A 21773-nucleotide genomic window follows, 5' to 3' on the forward strand; every position below is an offset into this window, starting at 1 on the left:
TTAGGAGGAGGTGTATAATATGCAACAATTTATTAGACTTGAGATAATTGCAGAAGATAGAATGGGAATTACTTTAGAGATGTTAGAAAAAATTTATAAATTAAATATAGACCTTGTATCTTTAGAAGTATTTCCTCATAGAGTTTATGCAAAAATAAATAAAATACATGAAAATAAAAAAGAGTTATTAAAGTCTGAATTGAAAAGTATTGGTGGTGTAGATGATATAAGAGAAGTTGGACTTCTTGAATATGAGAAAAATCAAAGAAAACTTTTAGCTGTAATTAACTCGGTAGATGATGGTATTGTGTATATAAACAAAAACTTAAAAGTAGAAATATTTAATAATTACTGCGAGAATATATTTCATTATACTCAGGAAGATATTCTTGGTGAGGATATAAGAAAAATAATCAAAGATCCTCCAATGGTAAAGGCTTTAATTAGTGGCCAAGAGTATGACAATGTAGAAGTTAAAATAAAAACAGATAGAGGTGAAAGCCACTATTTTACAAGTGGAAGAGCTGTAAAGGATGATAATAATAATATTATAGGTATGGTTTCATCAATTAGAGACATGAAAAAAGCTATGGAAATAGCAAATATAGTTTCATCTACAGATGAAGGGGCTTTTAAAGGAATTATAGGTAATAGTACACCTATTGAAAGAGTAAAGAATATAGTAAGAGCAGTTGCTAAAGGAAATTCTACTGTTATATTAAGAGGTGAAAGTGGAACAGGAAAAGAACTTTTTGCAAGAGCTATTCAAAGTTTAAGTGATAGAGCAAATAAAAATTTTGTTGCTATAAACTGTGCAGCATTACCAGACAACCTAATTGAAAGCGAACTATTCGGATATGAAAAAGGAAGTTTCACAAGTGCTGTTAGTACAAAAGAAGGACTTTTTAAAGAAGCAGATGAAGGTACACTGTTCTTGGATGAAGTTGGAGAATTGTCTTTAATGCTGCAAGCTAAACTTTTGAGAGTACTTCAAGAAGGAGTTATAAGAAAAATAGGAAGTACAAAAGAAGAAAAGGTAGATGTTAGAATAATTGCCGCAACCAACAGAAACTTAGAAGAAATGGTTGAAAAGGGAAAGTTTAGGCAGGATTTATATTATAGATTAAATGTTATACCTATATATCTTCCACCACTAAGAGAAAGAGTAGAGGATGTACCAAGTTTAGTTACATTTTTTATAGATAAATTGAATAGAAAATTAGATAAAAAAATTCTCGGAGTACAATTAGAATTTATCGATCAGCTTATGCAGTATAATTGGCCGGGAAATATTAGAGAACTCCAAAATGTTATAGAAAGAGCTATGAATTTGTGTAATAGGGATTTGTTAGGACCTGACAACCTAATTATAGATATAAGACAAGAAAATATAAGAAAAGTGAAAAATGTAGAAGAAGAAAGCCATCTGAAATTGAAAGATATAGTCGAAATCTCTGAGAAAGAAGCCATAATAAAAGCTTTAAAGAAAAATAAAACTTGTCGAAAAACAGCAAAAGCTTTAGGGGTGTCCCATACGACTATAATAAATAAAATGAACAAATATAATATAAAATGGAACGAATAATTTACAGTTGGAAAGAAATTTTTACACAATTTCATGAAAAGTGGGTGTAAATGTTTACACATTAACCGGTTTAATTTCTTTGTTTATTTTTAACCTTTAAAAACTACCATATAATGAGGGGTTTGAAAAAGTTTTCGACAATTATAAAAGTTGGCATCATAATTGCTTAATATATTAACGTAAAGATCGTAAATAATAAATTGTACTAGGGGGAGTTAAAATGAACAAAGAACACATGACAGGCATGGGATTTGGAACTAAAACTGTACACGGAGGCCATGTAAAAGACGCTCAATTTGGATCACTTGCTACACCAATATACCAAACTTCAACATTTATATTTGATTCAGCAGAACAAGGCGGAAGAAGATTTGCTGGACAAGAAGCAGGTTATATATATGGAAGACTTGGAAACCCAACATGCACAGAATTAGAAGATAAAGTTGCTATGTTAGAAGGCGGAGAAGCAGCTGTTGCAACAGCTTCAGGAATGGGAGCTATAAGTTCAGCACTATGGTCTGCTTTAAAAGCAGGAGATCACGTAGTTGCATCTGATACACTTTATGGATGTACATTTGCATTATTAAATCACGGATTAACTAGATTTGGAATAGATGTTACATTTGTAGATACTACAAACTTAGAAGAAGTTAAAAAAGCTATGAGACCTAACACTAAAGTTGTTTACTTAGAAACACCTGCTAACCCAACTTTAAAAGTTACTGATATCGAAGCAGTAGCTAAAATAGGTCACGAAGTTGAAGGATGTATGGTATTTGTTGATAACACATTCAACACTCCATATATTCAAAGACCATTAGCACTTGGAGCTGATGTTGTTGTTCACTCAGCAACTAAGTACTTAAATGGACACGGAGACGTTATCGCAGGATTTGCTGTTGGTTCAGCAGAATTCATGAGCCAAGTAAGATTATTTGGAGTAAAAGACATGACTGGAGCAGTTATGAGCCCATTCAATGCTTTCTTAATCATCAGAGGTATGAAGACATTAGAAGTAAGAATGGAAAAACACTGTGCAAACGCTATGAAAGTTGCTGAATTCTTAGAAACTCATCCAGCAGTAGAAAAAGTTTACTACCCAGGATTAAAGAGCTTTGAATACTATGAATTAGCTAAGAAACAAATGAGCTTACCAGGAGCTATGATTGCTTTCGAACTTAAAGGTGGAGTAGAAGAAGGAAGAGTAGTTATGAATAGTGTTAAATTAGCTAGCTTAGCAGTAAGTTTAGGAGATACAGAAACATTAATTCAACACCCAGCTTCTATGACTCACTCACCATACACTCCAGAAGAAAGAGCAGCAGCAGGAATTGGTGAAGGTTTAGTTAGATTATCAGTTGGTCTTGAAACAGCTGAAGATATAATTGCAGATTTAAAACAAGCTTTAGATTTAATCGTAAAGTAGTATAAAAGTTTAATTTGTAATTTAATTATTAAATTCTATAACTATAAAAGAATTTGTATTCTTTTATAGTTATAGAATAAATGATATTTATCTGAAAGATTTAGGCATTATCTGTTTTTTTAAAATTTAGAACTGAAAACCTTTTCATAAAAATAAACAAATAAGTAAAAAAAAAGAAAAAAAGTATTTATTAGGAGGAGTAATTGTGGAAAATAAAACGAAAAAACCTTTATCAAGTGGTCTAGCACTAATTCCTTTTGTAGTTTTCGTTGCAATTTATCTTGGTAGTGGAGTAATTCTTCAATCAAGAGGAGTAGAAATGGCGTTCTATCAATTCCCAGCACCAGTTGCAGCATTCTGTGGTATCGTAGTTGCGTTTCTTCTTTTAAAAGGAAGCATAAATGAAAAATTTGATACCTTCGTAAAAGGTTGTGGAAACCCAGATATAATTATAATGTGTACTATCTATTTATTAGCTGGAGCTTTTGCAGCAGTTTCTAAATCTATGGGTGGAGTTGATTCAACAGTAAACCTTGGCTTGACATATATACCAGCTCAATATATAGTAGCGGGATTATTCTTAATTTCATGTTTTATATCACTTTCTACAGGAACTTCAGTTGGTTCTATAGTAGCTGTAGCTCCAATAGCAGTAGGATTAGCACAAAAAGCAGGACTTTCACTTCCATTAACATTAGCAGCTGTATTAGGTGGATCTATGTTTGGTGATAACCTATCAGTAATATCAGATACAACAATCGCTGCCACAAGAACACAAGGTTGTGAAATGAGAGATAAATTTAGAGTAAATATATTTATAGCAGCACCAGCAGCAATCATAACATTAGTATTATTATTCATTCTTGGAAAACCAGAAGTTATACCTGCAATGCAAACTTATGATTACAATATAATAAAAGTTTTACCATATATATTTGTATTAGTATTATCATTAGCTGGAGTAAATGTTTTCGCTGTATTAACAGGTGGAGTTATACTTTCAGGTATAATAGGACTAGCATATGGTAACTTAACTATATTAACATTCTCACAAGGAGTATTCACTGGATTTAAAGATATGATAGATATATTCTTACTATCAATGCTTACTGGTGGACTTGCTGCCATGGTAACAGAAGCAGGTGGAATTCAATTCTTATTAGATAAAATTCAAAAAATGATAAAAGGCAGAAAATCAGCAGAAGCTGGTATAGCAGCACTTGTTGCTTTAACAGATGCAGCAGTTGCTAATAACACAGTTGCTATCATAATAAATGGACCAATTGCAAAAAGAATGTGTCAAAAATATAAAGTTGACCCTCGTAGAAGTGCATCTTTACTAGATACTTTCTCTTGTATAATGCAAGGACTTATACCTTATGGAGCTCAAATGTTAATATTATTAAGCTTTGCTAAAGGAGCAGTTACTCCTTTCCAAGTACTTCCTCTAGTTTGGTATATACACCTTCTTATCATATCAGCAGTAGTATCAATATTCATACCATTTGCTGATGGAATAATTAAAAAGAACCCTTGGAACTGGGAAGCAGAAACTGAATCAGAAGCAGTATAATTTAGAATAAATGTAAATGAAAAAATAAATATAAAAATTATGGATATGTCAAGTTATGTTTAACTTGACATATCTGCATTATATCTGTTACAATATTTTTAAGAGGTTGTTATACCTTGAAAACGTTAAAAATTAATACAAAATTGAGCTATTACAGTCATTGTTTAAAATTGTACTATAACAGTAAGGGTTTTTGCAGGCTGTTGTATAGCAGCACTAAAACAGTGCTTAAGAAAGAATATTTTAAAAGGGTGAAGGGAGGAAAAAACTAATGGATAAGAGATTAGTTGAAATTCGTTGGCATGGCCGCGGTGGACAAGGTGCCAAAACAGCTTCATTGCTTTTAGCAGAAGTTGCTTTTAATACTGGAATGGATATTCAAGGTTTCCCTGAATACGGTCCAGAAAGAATGGGTGCTCCAATTACTGCGTATAACAGAATAGCTAATTTTCCATTAAGAGTTCATAGTAATATTTATGAACCAGAGTTTGTTGTTGTAGTTGACGAAACTTTATTAAAATCAGTACCTTGTACTGCAGGACTAAAGAAAGAGGGAGCTATAATAATCAATACTAAAAAGACACCAGAGGAAATTAGACCTGAATTAAAAGGATATGAAGGAAAAGTTTATACAATAGACGCAAAAGGTATTTCAGAAGAAGTGTTAGGTGCTAACTTCCCTAATACACCAATGCTTGCAGCAGTAGTTAAAGTAAGCGGAGTATTAGCAGAAGAACAATTTGTAAAAGACATGGAAAATTCATTTAGTCATAAATTTGCTAACAAACCTGATGTTATTCCAAAGAACATGGAAGCTCTTAAGAGATCACTTCAGGAGGTGAAGGGAATTGAGTAAAAGAATGAATATAACTCCAGAAACAAAGTGGCATGAATATCCAATAGGTGGAGAAGTTCTAGATGCAGGTAATGCTGAAGAATTCAAAACTGGTGACTGGAGATCAATGAAGCCAGTTTGGCATGAAGATAAATGTAAACATTGTATGATGTGTTGGGCTGTATGTCCTGATATGTCAATACAAGTTAAAGACGGAAAAATGGTAGGAATAGATTACGATTTCTGTAAAGGTTGCGGAGTTTGTACAGCGCAATGTAAATTTGGCGCATTAGACTTTGTACTAGAAGAATAGGAAGGAGGAAGAATAATGGCAAAGGCTGAACAATTAAGAAAAAGTTTAAGTGGTAATGAAGCAGTTGCAACAGCAATGATGCAAATCAACCCAGATGTAATGGCTGCATTCCCTATAACACCATCAACAGAAGTTCCACAATATTTTTCATCATTTAAAGCAAATGGAAAATGTACAAGTGAATTTGTACCAGTAGAATCAGAACACAGTGCTATAAGTGCTTGTATAGGAGCATCAGCAGCAGGAGCAAGAGTTTTCACTGCAACTTCTGCAAACGGATTAGCTCTTATGCACGAAATGTTATATATAGCTGCAGGAGATAGACTTCCATTAGTAATCGCTGCAGTAAACAGAGCATTATCTGCTCCAATAAACATACACAATGATCACTCAGATACAATGGGTGAAAGAGATACAGGATTTATCCAAATTTATGCTGAAAATGTTCAAGAAGCATATGACAACTTCATTCAAACTGTAAGAGTAACTGAACATAAAGATGTTATGACTCCTGCTCTAGTTTGTTATGATGGATTTATCACATCTCACGCTGTAGAAAACTTATATATGTTAAATAATGAAGACGTTCAAAGTTTCGTTGGAGAAAACATGAGAACTGGAGACGGTCTTCTTGGAAAAGAAAATAAATTAATAGGTGCATTAGCTCTTCAAAATGTATATATCGAAATGAAGAGACAACAATTAGAAGGTTTAATGAACTCTAAAAAAGTATTCTTAGAAGTAGCTAAAGAATATGAAGAATTAACAGGAAGAAAATACGGCTTATTTGAAGAATATAGATTAGATGATGCTGAATACGCTATAATTATCATAGGATCATCAGCTGGAACAGCTAAGAGAGCTGTTGATGATTTAAGAGATAGAGGCGTTAAAGCAGGACTTCTTAAGATAAGATTATTCAGACCATTCCCAGGTGAAGAAATTGCTGAAGCTCTTAAGAATGTTAAAGCTGTAGCTATAATGGATAAAGCAGAAGGCATGTCAGGAAATGGTGGCCCATTATTTACTGACGTTGTAAGTTCTCTATATGGAAGAGTAGACAACAAAGTAATAATGAGCTTTATCTATGGATTAGGCGGAAGAGACGTTAAAGTTAGCAGTATAGAAAAAGTATACGATGCATTACAAAATGCAGTTGAAACAGGCAAATACTCAAGATATAATTACTTAGAAGTAAGAGAATAGGAGGTGCTCTAAATGGCAACATTAAAGGAATTAACTAATGTCCAAGATAGAATAACTGGCGGACATAGAATGTGTGCTGGTTGTGGTGCTCCAATGGTAGTTAAATGGATTTTAAAAGCTATAAAAGAAGAGGACCAAGCAGTAATTTCAAATGCTACAGGATGTCTTGAAGTTTCACTTGGAGTTTATCCATACAGTGCATGGAAAGATTCATACATTCATACAGCTTTCGAATGTGCTTCTGCTACAGGAAGTGGTGTAGAAGCTGCATACAAAGCATTAAAAGCAAGAGGAAAAGTTAAAGATAACTATAAATTTATAACATTTGGTGGAGACGGTGGTACTTACGATATCGGATTCCAATCATTATCAGGAGCAATGGAAAGAGGACATGACATGCTTTATGTTTGTTATGACAACGGAGCATACATGAACACTGGTATCCAAAGATCATCTGCCAGCCCTGCTGGAGCTGATACAACTACAACTCCTCAAGGAAAAGAATCTTTAGGAAAAGAACAATACAGAAAAGACTTAACTAAAATAATGGTAGGACATCACTTACCATATGTAGCTCAAACTGTTCCTGTAATACCTGGAACTAAGTATGCTATGGATTTATACAATAAATCTAACAGAGCTATAAATGAATTTGAAGGTGCAAAATTCATGAACGTATTAACTCCATGTCCAAGAGGATGGAGATGTGATACTGCAACTGAACTTGATTTAGTTAAATTAGCAGTTGAAACTTGTTGGTGGCCATTATATGAAGTAGTAAACGGAGAATATAAGTTAAGCTACAAACCAAAGACAAAATTACCAATAGAAGAATGGTTAAAACCACAAGGAAGATTCAAACACTTATTTAAATCAGAAGCTGGTAAAGCAAAAATTGCTGAAATCCAAGCTGAAGTTGATAAGAGATGGAATGAATTATTATTCCTTTGTAAAGAAGAAGCTTAGTTTTGAAAATAAAAACCACTGATGTATATCAGTGGTTTTTTTACATACTATATATGATTAGTAAGAGTATTATGATTATAAACTTCAAAACTCCATTTAAACTAAGCCTTAAATTATTTATCCGATTACTACCCGCTCTTTACTCCCAACTTTATTCAAAGTGGGAGTAAAGAGCGGCTACGTCCCTGGATAACGATTTCTAAGCTTCAGTGGGAGTAAAAACTCACTCTGAAGCTTAGAAATCTGTTTATATTATATATTGATATAGTATAAGATTATTAAAATTTCTTAAACATAGCTAAGTAACTATAGTTTAAATTAAGAATCTAATATATAATTTAATTGGGATGAGGTGAAGGGGAAAGGAGATACTAAATGAATAAATGGTGGAATAAGTTATTAGCCTTTCTTTTATTAATTTCTTTAGTCTTAAACGGAATAATTATACTTAGATTTAATAACGTTACTGAAGATGTAGGGAGAAATTATGAAAAGTTAAATTATTTAGAGAGAAGCGTTAGCAATTTATCCAGTGACTTAAATAAAGTTGCGTCTAAGCAAGATTGGGTTAGTAGCAAAGATTATAAGATATTAGAGATAGATAAAGATTATAAAAATGTTCAAATAATGATATATGGAAATTTAAAAGAATTAGAAAACAATGCAAAAGTGTACCTTTTATATGGAAAGATAAAAAAAGATTCTCCAGAAGATATTGAATGGATTAAGGTGCCTATAAATGTTTCATATGGTTTGAAGTTTTCAAAGAAACTAGAATTGCCATATAAGGAGAACTATAAGTTTAAAATACTAGCAGAAGGTCAAAGTAAGCTAAGAAGTGAAGATTTATTATATGCATATTTTAAAGAAGAATTAGAAAATAGAGTATTCACACATGTATTTAGCAATGAAAGTTCAAAGGATAGTTTGAAATTAGATATAAATATTAACAACAATTATAAGGCACAAGACAAACTAAAAATAAAAGATGTCAAAGTTAATGTGTATGTTGATAATAATTTAAATAAATCTATACAAGTATACAGCAATGGTAAAGTGGTGGAAAACAAGAGTATCATGGAAGTAAAAGAACGTAGCAATAGCGAAGATTCTGTAGAAGATCAAGATACAAATATAGAAAAGTTGAATTACAGTATAAAAATAAAGAAGGATTTTAAGGAAACTTCAAATGTAAAATATGAGGTTGTAATAGAAGATTATATTGGAGAAAAATTTAAAGAAGAGCATGCAAGTACAAGATAAGATACATTAATCTGAAACTCCATAACTTCCTAAGACGTATTAATTATGTTAAGGCTATTTTTAGATTTTCTAAAATATAGCCTTTTATTATATCTATTTTATAATTACTATCCATAATACTCCAATAACATAAAGAGGATTCTTAGCTCCAGATGGAGTTTTTCTCTTCAACTGAAGCTTAGAAGTCCTTATCTAGGGACGTACCAGCCGTTATCTTCCACTTTAGAACTGGGAGTGCTACGGATGGTAGTCATCGGATAAATATTATGGATAAATAGTTTCTTAGTAAGATACTTTACCTGGTGTATCAATATAAGCATTAAGTAGTATTAGAGAGATAATATAAAAAACAAACATATAATTTATGATAACAAAAAATTTAGGTTATTATGTAGAAAAAAAATATGATAACATATTCATTGTTCTTGCGAAAGAAGCTAGTGAGAATGAAATATTAAACAAGTCAACTAAATAAAAATATATTTATAAAATATAAAAAAGTGTTGACAAGTTAAGTGAGAAATGATACAATAAATAAGCCGTCGAGAGATGGCGATAAAAAATGGTCTTTGAAAATTAAACAGAATTAAGGTAAAAAGAAATGCCAGTCAATAAATTTGAGTAAGATTAAACTTTTAAATTGAGAGTTTGATCCTGGCTCAGGACGAACGCTGGCGGCGTGCCTAACACATGCAAGTCGAGCGATGAAGTTCCTTCGGGAATGGATTAGCGGCGGACGGGTGAGTAACACGTGGGCAACCTGCCTCAAAGTGGGGGATAGCCTCCCGAAAGGGAGATTAATACCGCATAACATTATCTCTTTGCATGAAGAGATAATCAAAGGAGTAATCCGCTTTGAGATGGGCCCGCGGCGCATTAGCTAGTTGGTGAGGTAACGGCTCACCAAGGCGACGATGCGTAGCCGACCTGAGAGGGTGATCGGCCACATTGGAACTGAGATACGGTCCAGACTCCTACGGGAGGCAGCAGTGGGGAATATTGCGCAATGGGGGAAACCCTGACGCAGCAACGCCGCGTGAGTGATGAAGGTCTTCGGATTGTAAAACTCTGTCTTTGGGGACGATAATGACGGTACCCAAGGAGGAAGCCACGGCTAACTACGTGCCAGCAGCCGCGGTAATACGTAGGTGGCAAGCGTTGTCCGGATTTACTGGGCGTAAAGAGTATGTAGGCGGACATTTAAGTCAGATGTGAAATCCCCGGGCTTAACCTGGGAGCTGCATTTGATACTGGGTGTCTAGAGTGTAGGAGAGGAAAGTGGAATTCCTAGTGTAGCGGTGAAATGCGTAGAGATTAGGAAGAACACCAGTGGCGAAGGCGACTTTCTGGACTATAACTGACGCTGAGATACGAAAGCGTGGGGAGCAAACAGGATTAGATACCCTGGTAGTCCACGCCGTAAACGATGAATACTAGGTGTCGGGGGGTACCACCCTCGGTGCCGCAGCAAACGCAATAAGTATTCCGCCTGGGGAGTACGGTCGCAAGATTAAAACTCAAAGGAATTGACGGGGACCCGCACAAGCAGCGGAGCATGTGGTTTAATTCGAAGCAACGCGAAGAACCTTACCTAGACTTGACATCTCCTGAATTACTCGTAACTGAGGAAGTCCCTTCGGGGACAGGAAGACAGGTGGTGCATGGTTGTCGTCAGCTCGTGTCGTGAGATGTTGGGTTAAGTCCCGCAACGAGCGCAACCCCTATTGTTAGTTGCTACCATTAAGTTGAGCACTCTAGCGAGACTGCCTGGGTTAACCAGGAGGAAGGTGGGGATGACGTCAAATCATCATGCCCCTTATGTCTAGGGCTACACACGTGCTACAATGGCCGGTACAATGAGATGCAATCCCGCGAGGGGGAGCTAAACTTATAAAACCGGTCCCAGTTCGGATTGTAGGCTGAAACTCGCCTACATGAAGTTGGAGTTGCTAGTAATCGCGAATCAGCATGTCGCGGTGAATACGTTCCCGGGTCTTGTACACACCGCCCGTCACACCATGAGAGCCGGTAACACCCGAAGCCCGTGAGGTAACCGTAAGGAGCCAGCGGTCGAAGGTGGGATTGGTGATTGGGGTGAAGTCGTAACAAGGTAGCCGTAGGAGAACCTGCGGCTGGATCACCTCCTTTCTAGGGAGAAATGAAAGCACTGCTTTCATAGACTGGTTCTTAATTCTGTTTAATTTTGAGAGACTATAAGTTTCTCTAAGGACGTTGAACACTAACGTGTTTAGCGATTTGTTCTTTGAAAATTGCACAGTGAATATAAAGATTAAACCTAGAACTAAGTAAAACTTAGTAATAAGCTGAATTAAGTATATTAAATATACTAAAAAGATCAAGCTACAAAGGGCGCACGGTGAATGCCCTGGCACTAGGAGCCGATGAAGGACGTGATAAGCTGCGATAAGCTGCGGGTAGGCGCAAATAGCCTGTGATCCGCAGATTTCCGAATGGGGAAACCCATCTAGCTAACGCTAGATACTATGTACTGAATTCATAGGTGCATAGAGGAACACCTGGGGAACTGAAACATCTAAGTACCCAGAGGAAGAGAAAGAAAAATCGATTCCCTCAGTAGCGGCGAGCGAAAGGGGAAGAGCCCAAACCAGAAACTTTGTTTCTGGGGTTGAGGATAGATCATAACGCCAAAGTTTCTTTAGCCGAATAGAACTGGAAAGTTCAGCCGTAGAGGGTAATAGCCCTGTAGGTAAAAAGGAAATGAGGCAAGATCTAATCCAGAGTACCACGAGACACGTGAAACCTTGTGGGAAGCAGGGAGGACCATCTCCCAAGGCTAAATACTACCTAGTGACCGATAGTGGAGAAGTACCGTGAGGGAAAGGTGAAAAGAACCCCGGGAGGGGAGTGAAATAGAATCTGAAACCGTGTGCCTACAATCGGTCGGAGCACGTTAATGTGTGACGGCGTACTTTTTGTAGAACGGGCCAGCGAGTTACGATATGTAGCAAGGTTAAGCACTTATGGTGCGGAGCCGAAGGGAAACCGAGTCTGAATAGGGCAACTAGTTGCATATCGTAGACCCGAAACCGGGTGACCTATCCATGGCCAGGATGAAGCGAAAGTAAAATTTCGTGGAGGTCCGAACCACGTTGGTGTTGAAAAACCATGGGATGAGCTGTGGATAGCGGAGAAATTCCAATCGAACTCGGAGATAGCTGGTTCTCCTCGAAATAGCTTTAGGGCTAGCGTCGGGTAATAAGTAGTGGAGGTAGAGCACTGAATGGGCTAGGGGCTGACAACAGTTACTGAACCCTATCAAACTCCGAATGCCATATACTCGTACCCCGGCAGTCAGACTACGAATGATAAGATCCGTGGTCAAAAGGGAAACAGCCCAGACCATCAGCTAAGGTCCCAAAGTGTAAGTTAAGTGGTAAAGGATGTGGGATTTCTAAGACAACTAGGATGTTGGCTTAGAAGCAGCCACTCATTGAAAGAGTGCGTAATAGCTCACTAGTCGAGAGATCCTGCGCCGAAGATGTAACGGGGCTCAAACTTACCACCGAAGCTATGGATGTGTCTAACGACACGTGGTAGAGGAGCTTTCTGTACAGGTTGAAGCCATACCGTAAGGAGTGGTGGACAGTGCAGAAGTGAGAATGCTGGCATAAGTAGCGAAAAACAGGTGAGAATCCTGTTGGCCGAATATCTAAGGTTTCCTGGGGAAGGCTCGTCCTCCCAGGGTTAGTCGGGACCTAAGCCGAGGCCGAAAGGCGTAGGCGATGGACAACTGGTTGATATTCCAGTACCACCAAAATGCGTTTGACAAATGGGATGACGCAGGAGGATAGGATGTGCGCACTATTGGATGTGCGTCTAAGCACTTAGGGTGTTGAGTAGGCAAATCCGCTCAACTGAGCCTGAGGTGTGATGGGGAGCCTATTTTGGCGAAGTATCTGATTCCACGCTGCCAAGAAAAGTCTCTATGGAGCAAATTGGTGCCCGTACCGCAAACCGACACAGGTAGATGAGGAGAGAATCCTAAGGCCGTCGGAAGAATTGCTGCTAAGGAACTCGGCAAATTAACCCCGTAAGTTCGCGAGAAGGGGTGCCTGCGAGAGCAGGCCGCAGTGAACAGGCCCAAGCAACTGTTTATCAAAAACACAGGTCTCTGCTAAAGCGTAAGCTGATGTATAGGGGCTGACGCCTGCCCGGTGCTGGAAGGTTAAGGGGAATGCTTAGCGCAAGCGAAGGTGTGAACTTAAGCCCCAGTAAACGGCGGCCGTAACTATAACGGTCCTAAGGTAGCGAAATTCCTTGTCGGGTAAGTTCCGACCCGCACGAATGGCGTAATGATTTGGGCACTGTCTCGGCAGCAAATCCGGTGAAATTGAAGTGCAAGTGAAGATGCTTGCTACCCGCGGTTGGACGGAAAGACCCCGTAGAGCTTTACTGTAGCTTAGCATTGAATTTCGGTATTGTCTGTACAGGATAGGTGGGAGACTTAGAAGCGAGAGCGTCAGCTTTCGTGGAGTCGTCCTTGGGATACCACCCTGATAGTACTGGAATTCTAACTGGCGGCCATGAATCTGGTCACAGGACATTGCTAGGTGGGCAGTTTGACTGGGGCGGTCGCCTCCTAAAAGGTAACGGAGGCGCCCAAAGGTTCCCTCAGCGCGGTCGGAAATCGCGCGTAGAGTGTAAAGGCAGAAGGGAGCCTGACTGCGACACATACAGGTGGAGCAGGGACGAAAGTCGGGCTTAGTGATCCGGTGGTTCTGTATGGAAGGGCCATCGCTCAACGGATAAAAGCTACCTCGGGGATAACAGGCTGATCTCCCCCAAGAGTCCACATCGACGGGGAGGTTTGGCACCTCGATGTCGGCTCGTCGCATCCTGGGGCTGTAGTCGGTCCCAAGGGTTGGGCTGTTCGCCCATTAAAGCGGCACGCGAGCTGGGTTCAGAACGTCGTGAGACAGTTCGGTCCCTATCCGCCGTGGGCGTAGGAAATTTGAGAGGAGCTGTCCTTAGTACGAGAGGACCGGGATGGACTGACCTCTGGTGCACCAGTTGTTCCGCCAGGAGCACAGCTGGGTAGCTATGTCGGGAAGGGATAAACGCTGAAAGCATCTAAGCGTGAAGCCCACCTCAAGATTAGATTTCCCATAGCGTAAGCTAGTAAGATCCCTGGAAGACTACCAGGTTGATAGGTCAGAGGTGTAAGTGCAGCAATGCATTAAGCTGACTGATACTAATAGATCGAGGGCTTGATCAAATATTAATTCACTGTGCAATTTTGAGAGAACAATCTCTCTAAGGAAACTCCTCAGCGTAGCTGATGAGTACTGATTTGTTACCAAAATCGAAGATTTTGACAAATCATGCATCTGGTTATTATGGCTTGAAGGTAACACCCGTACCCATTCCGAACACGAAGGTTAAGCTTCAAAGCGCCGATGGTACTGCACTGGAGACGGTGTGGAAGAGTAGGTCGTAGCCAGGTTAAAATAATATGGCTCCTTGGTCAAGCGGTCAAGACACCACCCTTTCACGGTGGTAACAGGGGTTCGATTCCCCTAGGAGTCACCATTTTGTGCAGGTGTGGCGGAATTGGCAGACGCACTAGACTTAGGATCTAGCGCCTTTGGCGTGGGGGTTCGACTCCCTTCACCTGCACCAAATTTAAATATTGTTATTATTATGCGGGTATGGTTCAATGGTAGAACGTCAGCCTTCCAAGCTGAACACAGGGGTTCGATTCCCCTTACCCGCTCCATTGTGCGTCTTTAGCTCAGCTGGATAGAGCAACGCCCTTCTAAGGCGTGGGCCAGGAGTTCGAATCTCTTAAGACGCACCATAATTATTGGGATGTCGCCAAGCGGTAAGGCATAGCACTTTGACTGCTACATGCGTAGGTTCGAATCCTGCTATCCCAGCCATAGTATAAAGAGTTCTTTTAAAGAGAGCTCTTTTAAATAATTTTTTTATAAGTTTTATATGGCTCCTTGGTCAAGTGGTTAAGACATCGCCCTCTCAAGGCGGGGTCAGGGGTTCAATTCCCCTAGGAGCTGCCATAGAAACAACGCTATAATAATATTAGCGTTGTTTTTTTATTTTTAAAAGATTATACACTTATTTAAGAAGCTTTTTTATTATTTTTTATTGTTATCAACAATGTGAATTAATAATATTTAATGTTGTGAGCAATATATTATTGAGGTATTATAGGTATAAGTCACAGATTATCAGAAAAATGTGTACATCTTTGTGGATAATGTGGATAACTATTGTTGAAATGTTGATATTTCTAATTTATTGGGGGATAAAATGGTATATAATAATAATTTTATTACAGCAGAATTTATTAAAAGACCGAATCGATTTGTAGCATATGTTAAAATAAATGGTAAAGAAGAAGTGGTTCACGTCCCTAATACGGGAAGATGTAGGGAAATATTAATTCCAGGAACTAATGTAGTATTGATAGAAGCAAAAAATCCAAATAGAAAAACGAAATATGATTTAATAGCAGGATATAAAAATAATATTTTAATAAATATAGATTCACAAGTACCTAATGCAGTTGTAGAAGAAGCTTTAAAAGCTAAAAAAGTATCTAAACTTAAAGGCTACAGTATTATAGAAAGAGAGAAATCTTTTGGTGACAGTAGGTTTGATTTTAAGATTTCAAATGGAAATGGAAATGAATACTATCTTGAAGTTAAAGGGGTGACACTAGAAGATAATGGGCATTGTATGTTTCCAGATGCTCCAACTGATAGAGGAAGAAAACATCTATTAGAATTAATAAATGTAAAAAAATCAGGTAGAGGAGCTGGAGTCTTATTTCTAATACAACTTAGTGGTGCAAAATCATTTTCTCCTCATGAAAAAATGGATAAAAAGTTTGCTGATGCTTTAAGATTAGCTAAAGAAAATGAAGTAGATATTTTTGCTTATAATTGTAAAGTAGGAGAGAACTATATAGAACTATATAAGAATGTAAAAGTTATTTTGTAAAAAATGCTTTCGTATAAGTATTTTGTAGTATTGGATATGGGAAATAATCTATATACTAATAAGAATATTTAGACTATAATTGTATTATACAGTTATTTTTAGGGGGAAGAAAAGATGAAATATAATTTTTGTCCTTTATGTGGTAGAGAATTAGTTATGAGAAATAGTTGGGATGAGGGTGAAGTTCCGTATTGTCCAGTAGATGATGTAATGTATTTTGATTTACCTAAACCATGTGTTGTAGTTGCTGTAGTTAGAGATCATCAAATTCTTTTAATGAAGCAAAGTTATATATTTAAGGACTCAAAAGTTTTAGTATCAGGATATGTAACAACTGGTGAAAATGTAGAAGATACTGTTGTTAGAGAAGTTAAGGAAGAGACAGGACTAACTATAAATAATTTAAAATATCTTGGAAGTGATATTGTTCCTTCAGCAGAATTATTGATGCTTACCTTTATGGCAGAGTATGTTGATGGTGAAATTACTAAATCGGATGAAGTAGAATGGGTAGACTGGAGTAATATAGAAGATGCTCTTTGTGAAATGAGAGAAGATGAAGTTGGTAAGAGAGTAGTAAGAAAAGTATTAAAAGAAATAGGATATTCTGGAGATAAAGCATATAGATGCGAATTAAAGACTTCAGATCAATAATATTATAAATTTCACCTTTGTCAAATGAAAGTATTATAGGCATGGGTGATTTTTTATTCTATAGGAACTTATAATTAAAATAAAATTTATAGTAGAATTTATGGAGGAATATTTATGATGGATATTAAAAATAATTGTAGTAAGTGTACTGAATTTAAAAATAATGAATGTGATGGAAAAGCAGACGACTGTATGTGTAAAAAATGTCCTAGAAATCTAGGAGAATGCCTTACCATAAAGTATTGCAGGGAAACAGAATCTATTATTTATTAGTTTGGAGAAGAATAAAAGGAGGCAATGAAAATGAATGAGGATTTTGAAAAAAAATTAAGTGAATTTAAAAAGTACTTAAATGAAAGAAGATATTCCAAGTTTATATAAAGATTTAGAAATTGGGGATTTATCAAAAGTATTTAAATGGCTTAAAGAAAATATTCATAAGCATGGAGCTGTATATAAACCAGTAGAGATCATAAGAAGAGTTACTGGTGAAGAGCTTCAGGCTAAATATTTTATAGAATACCTAAATGATAAGTTTAAAAAAATATATAATATCTAGTAAAAAACACGTAAGACTACAAAAAGTTTTACGTGTTTCTATTTATAGCGTATTTTATTAAAATTTATAGAGAAACTATATTATAAAATGATATAAGGTCGGTGTTATAATATGATTTCAAATAGCAGTAAAATGATAGCAGCTCAAAATTGTCTAGATTATGCTCCAAAGTATATTATAAGCCTACTTAGTGTAGCAAGCCTCTCGGAAAGTTGTAATAACTGTCAAAACTATATAAAGGGAAAATGTACTAAGGGATTATTTGATGAAATCATGGAAACAATAAAAAGGAACTAAGCATATTAAGGAGGGATAGTTGTAATGAAAAAAGAAAACTCAGATTTAAACCGCGTTGAAACTACTATGAATGGTACTAGTATAGATAATCCTAAGATAAATAGTAGTGTAAACCAATGTCCACAGCCAAGCAATCAAACAAATATGACTATAGCAACAAACTGTCCGGGATATGAGCCAGTTGTAAGTAGTAGTATGATGAATGGAGAATGTACAGTTAGTTGTAATAGTTGTAGGAACTTCAAAGATAATAAGTGCGTAGTGAATTTATATGATAAAGTTTTAGCTAGAATAGATGATAGTAAGTAAAAAATTAGTATAATTACTTACAGGAGTGGAGATTTATATGAACAAGTCTTCACTCTTTAAAGTCAATACACCAGAATAAAATAAGCTAAAATTTTTTACAATATAAGACTTATAAGTTAAAAAAATAATTTTATTATATAAATATTTATTAAGAAAAATCAAAAATTATAAATTTATATGTAATATAAACTAATATTATTGAAGCTAATTGATAAAGTACATATTTTATATTTAATTGAGAAAATTTTCATAAGATGATATAATAAAAGTATATTAAATTTTGAAAATTACGTTAATACACTAATTGATGCTTATAACAGAATCTAAAGGATATCGTTATTTTTTGATGTATATAAGCTTAAAGAATCGTATAATTAATAAGGTTATATGAAAGAGAATAACGATGCAAATCTTAACCAAGAATGCTTACGGAGAAATGTGCACATTGCAAACGTGTATGGAAAAAGTATTACTTGCGAAGAAGGTTTGCAGCTCCTTTAATTCTGTTTGTATATTGGATATATTTATATTTAAATTTTAGCTTGTGAAAAATTTAAATATACTTAGGACTGTGAATAATTTCGCAGTTTTTTTTATTCTGTAATTAAAGTTAAACTTATTTTAAAATATTAAATATTATTCACTTATGTTATTTTGGTATAATAAATAATGGATTCAATTTAAATATTAATAAATTAGAAGGAGAGTAAATAATGCAACACTTTTTAAGTAGGACCGAAAGAATAATAGGTTCAGAAAATATTGAAAAACTAAAAAATAGTAAAGTAGTAATCTTAGGTGTAGGAGGGGTAGGTGGTTTTGCTACTGAAGCTATTGCAAGAAGTGGTGTAGGAACTATAGTGTTAGTTGATAAGGATGAAGTAGATATTACAAATATAAACAGACAAATAATTGCTACTAACAGTACTATAGGACAATCAAAAGTTGAGGTTATGAAAAGTAGAATTTTAGATATAAATCCTAAATGTAATGTTATAGTTAATAAAGTTTTTATAGATGAAAACAATATTAGTGATCTTATAGATAAAAGTGCAGACTATGTAATAGATGCAATAGATACAATATCATCTAAAATTTCAGTAGCCGTATGGTGTGAGAAAAATAATATAAGACTTATAAGTAGCATGGGAATGGGAAACAAGCTAGATCCTACAAAAATAAAAGTGTCTAATGTATATAAAACTAGTGTCTGTCCATTAGCTAAAGTAATGAGACATGAATTAAAGAAAAAGAATATAAAAAAACTAAAAGTAGTATATTCTGAGGAGCAACCAATAAAACCTAGAATAAGCCCGGAAGAAGCTAATATGAGGAAAAAAGCACCTGGAAGTATTGCATTTGTACCTTCAGTAGGTGGATTAATAATTGCAAGTGAAGTAATAAAAGATATAATTAACGGATAGTTCTTTAAGGTTAATAATATTACTGCTAGTGTGGTTTTATTATTGAGAGGATTGGATTCGATGAGTAAAAACAAAAATATAATAGCAATAATATATATTTTTTTAATGATGTTTTTATCTGCTATGTGCGATAATGTAAGAGGGCCTTTTGTGCCTATAATTAAAAAAGAGTTTTCTATAGATAATAAGGGGATTGCTACAACTTTAATGATATGTTCTATTGGATATATGATCTTTACTTTTGTTGGAGGAATATTGTGTGAAAAGATAGGTCAAAAGAAGGTATTTATTCTAGGATTTATGCTTATGATTCTTGCACCTATAGGATTATACTTTTCTAAAAATTTTGCGATATATTTAATAGAATTATTTTTACTAAATACAGGACAAGCATTCATAGGTATTGCAACTAACACTATAATACCTGTAATAGCTATAGGATTTCAAGCAATACTAATGAATCTAACTCATTTTTCATATGGTCTAGGTGCAACATTAACTCAAAGAGTTGCGGGGGTTATGCTTTATAAAGGTATAACTTGGAGACAAATATATATGTTTATAGCAATAACTTCAATTATTATGTTTATAGGATTTTTATTTGTTAATATTCCACAACCGCATATATCTAAAGAGGATAATAAGATAGATAATAAGGAAATATTAAAAAATAAATTTATATATCTATATATGTTTGCCTTAGGGTTTTATGTAGCTGCAGAAAGTAACACAGGAAATTGGTTTGTAAATTTCATGCACGAATGCTATAAATATAATGAAAATAGGACTTCTATATATGCAGCTTTATTTTTCGGGACATTTACAGTAGGAAGACTATTAGGTGGATTTATAGTTGAAAAAATAGGATATATGAAGAGTGTTCTGCTGTCAGTAGCTTTAGCTGCTATATTATATATGACAGGCTTACTAATTGGAGAAAGAGGCATTGTAATGATTTCAGTCTCAGGAATATTTTTTGCTATCATTTTCCCAACAACGGTTTTAAGTATAAATCAAGTATTTAAGAAGAATACTGCTTATGTTACAGGGTTAGTAATAACTGCAGCGTCATTTATGAGCATGATTATAAACATATTAATAGGAATTTTGAATGATTCTATTGGAACCTACAAAACCTATTATATAATTCCTTTAAGTTTAACATTAAGTGTAATATTTACATGCTTAATTTACATAAACACTAAAAAAATACCAGATAAAAGTAGGAGAGGGTGAAATGTTTAAAGAAAAAAAAGGGGAAATAAAAATTAACCAAATAAAAGATAAAGAATACATAATTCAAGATAAATTTGGAATTAGCTTGGGAAGAATATTTTTGGTAGAAATTAATCAGGACAATAAATACTGTTGTCTTAGAATAAGTTTTTATAAAAATAATAAAGAACATAGTGGTCTATTAAAAAAAGCATTAGAGTTAGTTGCATCATCTTTATTTAATAATATGAAGTTTTATAAGATAAATGTAATTACTGATGAAGATATAATAGTAAGTCCTTTTGTAGAATTAGGATTTATATTAGAAGGTGTACTTTGGGGAAGCTACATACTTAACAACATAAGAAAAAATGAGTTTATATTTGGTATAGATATAGATGATTTTAAAAAGAATAATAATATTAATATTCTAAGATTAAAAGGCAAAAATATAGAACTTAAGATACTTACTCCAGAAGATGTAGAACAGGTTCTTGACTATTATTTAAGAAATAAGAATTATTTAGAACCATTTGAACCATCTAGGGATAAAGAATTTTATACTCTAGATGGTCAAATACAAGGTCTATCAGAAAGTTATAAACAATTTTTAAATGGTACTAGTGTAAACTTTGGAATATATGAAAACAAAAATTTAATTGGAAAAATTCAGTTAAGTAATATAATAAGAGGAGTATTCCAAAATTCATTTGTTGGCTATTCAATAGATGAAAGAAAACAAGGAAAAGGATATATGAAAGAAGCTTTAAGGCTTGTATTAGATTATGCTTTTGATGATATGGAGTTGCATAGAGTAGAGGCAAGTACATTAGTAGATAATATAAGGTCACAGAGGGTACTAAAGGAATGCGGATTTAAAGAGATAGGGGTTAGTGAAAAGTATTTATATATAAATGGTAAATGGAGAGACCATAAAACATTTTATAGAATAAATAATTAAGGACAGTGATAAAGTCACTGTCTCTTTATTTTATATTATAATTAAATGTATACTGCTCCTGGAGTGTCAGTATATAAAAAAATGAGTAATTAAGAGATATATTGAAATATATGAACTCTATTTTATATAAATGAATAAATACAATATACGACACATTTACTGTTTTGATAATATATTCATTGTCG

General features: G+C 34.9%; 16 protein-coding genes, 6 tRNA genes and 3 rRNA genes. All 25 read left to right on the forward strand.

Annotation, left to right across the window (positions count from 1 at the left end):
* Nucleotides 1-19 precede the first annotated feature (19 nt).
* Nucleotides 20-1585, forward strand: coding sequence for a sigma 54-interacting transcriptional regulator (locus ACWW38_RS09970; protein WP_456257419.1), 1566 nt, complete (start codon nucleotides 20-22; stop codon nucleotides 1583-1585).
* A 220-nt stretch (nucleotides 1586-1805) separates the two neighbouring features.
* Nucleotides 1806-3011 (forward strand): methionine gamma-lyase, encoded by a 1206-nt coding sequence (gene megL / locus ACWW38_RS09975; protein WP_456257420.1) that lies wholly within the window; start codon nucleotides 1806-1808, stop codon nucleotides 3009-3011.
* Between the two features lie 202 nt (nucleotides 3012-3213).
* On the forward strand, nucleotides 3214-4584 hold the full coding sequence (locus ACWW38_RS09980) for a Na+/H+ antiporter NhaC family protein (protein WP_456260449.1): 1371 nt from the start codon (nucleotides 3214-3216) through the stop codon (nucleotides 4582-4584).
* 271 nt (nucleotides 4585-4855) lie between these two features.
* Nucleotides 4856-5440 carry a 2-oxoacid:acceptor oxidoreductase family protein gene (locus ACWW38_RS09985; protein WP_456257421.1) on the forward strand — a complete coding sequence of 195 codons (585 nt, stop codon included), beginning with the start codon at nucleotides 4856-4858 and terminating at the stop codon, nucleotides 5438-5440.
* The gene (locus ACWW38_RS09990; RefSeq protein WP_456257422.1) at nucleotides 5433-5732 is read left to right on the forward strand and encodes a 4Fe-4S binding protein; all 300 of its coding nucleotides are present in this window, start codon (nucleotides 5433-5435) and stop codon (nucleotides 5730-5732) included. The genes ACWW38_RS09985 and ACWW38_RS09990 overlap by 8 nt, the downstream gene beginning before the upstream one ends.
* Before the next feature lie 15 nt (nucleotides 5733-5747).
* Complete coding sequence (gene porA, locus ACWW38_RS09995; protein WP_456257423.1) at nucleotides 5748-6938, forward strand: pyruvate ferredoxin oxidoreductase; 1191 nt, start codon at nucleotides 5748-5750, stop codon at nucleotides 6936-6938.
* A 12-nt stretch (nucleotides 6939-6950) separates the two neighbouring features.
* Nucleotides 6951-7904 carry a thiamine pyrophosphate-dependent enzyme gene (locus tag ACWW38_RS10000; RefSeq protein ID WP_456257424.1) on the forward strand — a complete coding sequence of 318 codons (954 nt, stop codon included), beginning with the start codon at nucleotides 6951-6953 and terminating at the stop codon, nucleotides 7902-7904.
* Between the two features lie 375 nt (nucleotides 7905-8279).
* Entirely contained in the window at nucleotides 8280-9167 is an 888-nt protein-coding gene (locus ACWW38_RS10005) for a hypothetical protein (protein ID WP_456257425.1), read from the forward strand.
* 636 nt (nucleotides 9168-9803) lie between these two features.
* Nucleotides 9804-11315: ribosomal RNA gene (locus ACWW38_RS10010) — 16S ribosomal RNA — on the forward strand.
* 206 nt (nucleotides 11316-11521) lie between these two features.
* Nucleotides 11522-14424 (forward strand): 23S ribosomal RNA (locus tag ACWW38_RS10015).
* A 111-nt stretch (nucleotides 14425-14535) separates the two neighbouring features.
* A 5S ribosomal RNA gene (gene rrf, locus ACWW38_RS10020) occupies nucleotides 14536-14652 on the forward strand.
* Together the 16S, 23S and 5S rRNA genes with 6 tRNA genes alongside form the textbook arrangement of a ribosomal RNA operon.
* An 11-nt stretch (nucleotides 14653-14663) precedes the next feature.
* Nucleotides 14664-14738: transfer RNA gene (locus tag ACWW38_RS10025), tRNA-Glu, on the forward strand.
* 6 nt (nucleotides 14739-14744) lie between these two features.
* Nucleotides 14745-14828: transfer RNA gene (locus ACWW38_RS10030), tRNA-Leu, on the forward strand.
* Between the two features lie 23 nt (nucleotides 14829-14851).
* A tRNA-Gly gene (locus ACWW38_RS10035) sits at nucleotides 14852-14925 on the forward strand.
* 4 nt (nucleotides 14926-14929) lie between these two features.
* Nucleotides 14930-15006 (forward strand) — tRNA-Arg (locus ACWW38_RS10040).
* 7 nt (nucleotides 15007-15013) lie between these two features.
* A tRNA-Gln gene (locus ACWW38_RS10045) sits at nucleotides 15014-15088 on the forward strand.
* 60 nt (nucleotides 15089-15148) lie between these two features.
* Nucleotides 15149-15223: transfer RNA gene (locus tag ACWW38_RS10050), tRNA-Glu, on the forward strand.
* Between the two features lie 253 nt (nucleotides 15224-15476).
* Entirely contained in the window at nucleotides 15477-16169 is a 693-nt protein-coding gene (gene sfsA, locus ACWW38_RS10055) for a DNA/RNA nuclease SfsA (protein ID WP_456257426.1), read from the forward strand.
* A 114-nt stretch (nucleotides 16170-16283) separates the two neighbouring features.
* Nucleotides 16284-16823, forward strand: a complete 540-nt coding sequence (locus tag ACWW38_RS10060; protein ID WP_456257427.1) for an NAD(+) diphosphatase — start codon at nucleotides 16284-16286, stop codon at nucleotides 16821-16823.
* Between the two features lie 114 nt (nucleotides 16824-16937).
* Nucleotides 16938-17096, forward strand: coding sequence for a hypothetical protein (locus tag ACWW38_RS10065; protein ID WP_456257428.1), 159 nt, complete (start codon nucleotides 16938-16940; stop codon nucleotides 17094-17096).
* Between the two features lie 79 nt (nucleotides 17097-17175).
* On the forward strand, nucleotides 17176-17382 hold the full coding sequence (locus ACWW38_RS10070; protein ID WP_456257429.1) for a hypothetical protein: 207 nt from the start codon (nucleotides 17176-17178) through the stop codon (nucleotides 17380-17382).
* A gap of 321 nt (nucleotides 17383-17703) precedes the next feature.
* The gene (locus tag ACWW38_RS10075; RefSeq protein WP_456257430.1) at nucleotides 17704-17988 is read left to right on the forward strand and encodes a hypothetical protein; all 285 of its coding nucleotides are present in this window, start codon (nucleotides 17704-17706) and stop codon (nucleotides 17986-17988) included.
* 713 nt (nucleotides 17989-18701) lie between these two features.
* Nucleotides 18702-19412, forward strand: coding sequence for a tRNA threonylcarbamoyladenosine dehydratase (locus ACWW38_RS10080; RefSeq protein WP_456257431.1), 711 nt, complete (start codon nucleotides 18702-18704; stop codon nucleotides 19410-19412).
* Between the two features lie 108 nt (nucleotides 19413-19520).
* Nucleotides 19521-20648 (forward strand): MFS transporter, encoded by a 1128-nt coding sequence (locus tag ACWW38_RS10085; RefSeq protein ID WP_456260450.1) that lies wholly within the window; start codon nucleotides 19521-19523, stop codon nucleotides 20646-20648.
* Between the two features lies 1 nt (nucleotide 20649).
* Complete coding sequence (locus tag ACWW38_RS10090; protein ID WP_456257432.1) at nucleotides 20650-21588, forward strand: GNAT family N-acetyltransferase; 939 nt, start codon at nucleotides 20650-20652, stop codon at nucleotides 21586-21588.
* The last annotated feature ends 185 nt before the right edge of the window (nucleotides 21589-21773 follow it).

This window comes from Clostridium sp. JNZ J1-5 (assembly GCF_053901425.1).

What these genes read in the sequence shown, in the direction of transcription:
- ACWW38_RS09970 (WP_456257419.1), top strand. Translation starts at nt 20, where the DNA reads ATGCAACAATTTATTAGACTTGAGATAATTGCAGAAGATAGAATGGGA.
- megL (WP_456257420.1), top strand. Translation starts at nt 1,806, where the DNA reads ATGAACAAAGAACACATGACAGGCATGGGATTTGGAACTAAAACTGTA.
- ACWW38_RS09985 (WP_456257421.1), top strand. Translation starts at nt 4,856, where the DNA reads ATGGATAAGAGATTAGTTGAAATTCGTTGGCATGGCCGCGGTGGACAA.
- porA (WP_456257423.1), top strand. Translation starts at nt 5,748, where the DNA reads ATGGCAAAGGCTGAACAATTAAGAAAAAGTTTAAGTGGTAATGAAGCA.
- ACWW38_RS10000 (WP_456257424.1), top strand. Translation starts at nt 6,951, where the DNA reads ATGGCAACATTAAAGGAATTAACTAATGTCCAAGATAGAATAACTGGC.
- ACWW38_RS10005 (WP_456257425.1), top strand. Translation starts at nt 8,280, where the DNA reads ATGAATAAATGGTGGAATAAGTTATTAGCCTTTCTTTTATTAATTTCT.
- sfsA (WP_456257426.1), top strand. Translation starts at nt 15,477, where the DNA reads ATGGTATATAATAATAATTTTATTACAGCAGAATTTATTAAAAGACCG.
- ACWW38_RS10060 (WP_456257427.1), top strand. Translation starts at nt 16,284, where the DNA reads ATGAAATATAATTTTTGTCCTTTATGTGGTAGAGAATTAGTTATGAGA.
- ACWW38_RS10065 (WP_456257428.1), top strand. Translation starts at nt 16,938, where the DNA reads ATGATGGATATTAAAAATAATTGTAGTAAGTGTACTGAATTTAAAAAT.
- ACWW38_RS10070 (WP_456257429.1), top strand. Translation starts at nt 17,176, where the DNA reads ATGAAAGAAGATATTCCAAGTTTATATAAAGATTTAGAAATTGGGGAT.
- ACWW38_RS10075 (WP_456257430.1), top strand. Translation starts at nt 17,704, where the DNA reads ATGAAAAAAGAAAACTCAGATTTAAACCGCGTTGAAACTACTATGAAT.
- ACWW38_RS10080 (WP_456257431.1), top strand. Translation starts at nt 18,702, where the DNA reads ATGCAACACTTTTTAAGTAGGACCGAAAGAATAATAGGTTCAGAAAAT.
- ACWW38_RS10085 (WP_456260450.1), top strand. Translation starts at nt 19,521, where the DNA reads ATGTTTTTATCTGCTATGTGCGATAATGTAAGAGGGCCTTTTGTGCCT.
- ACWW38_RS10090 (WP_456257432.1), top strand. Translation starts at nt 20,650, where the DNA reads ATGTTTAAAGAAAAAAAAGGGGAAATAAAAATTAACCAAATAAAAGAT.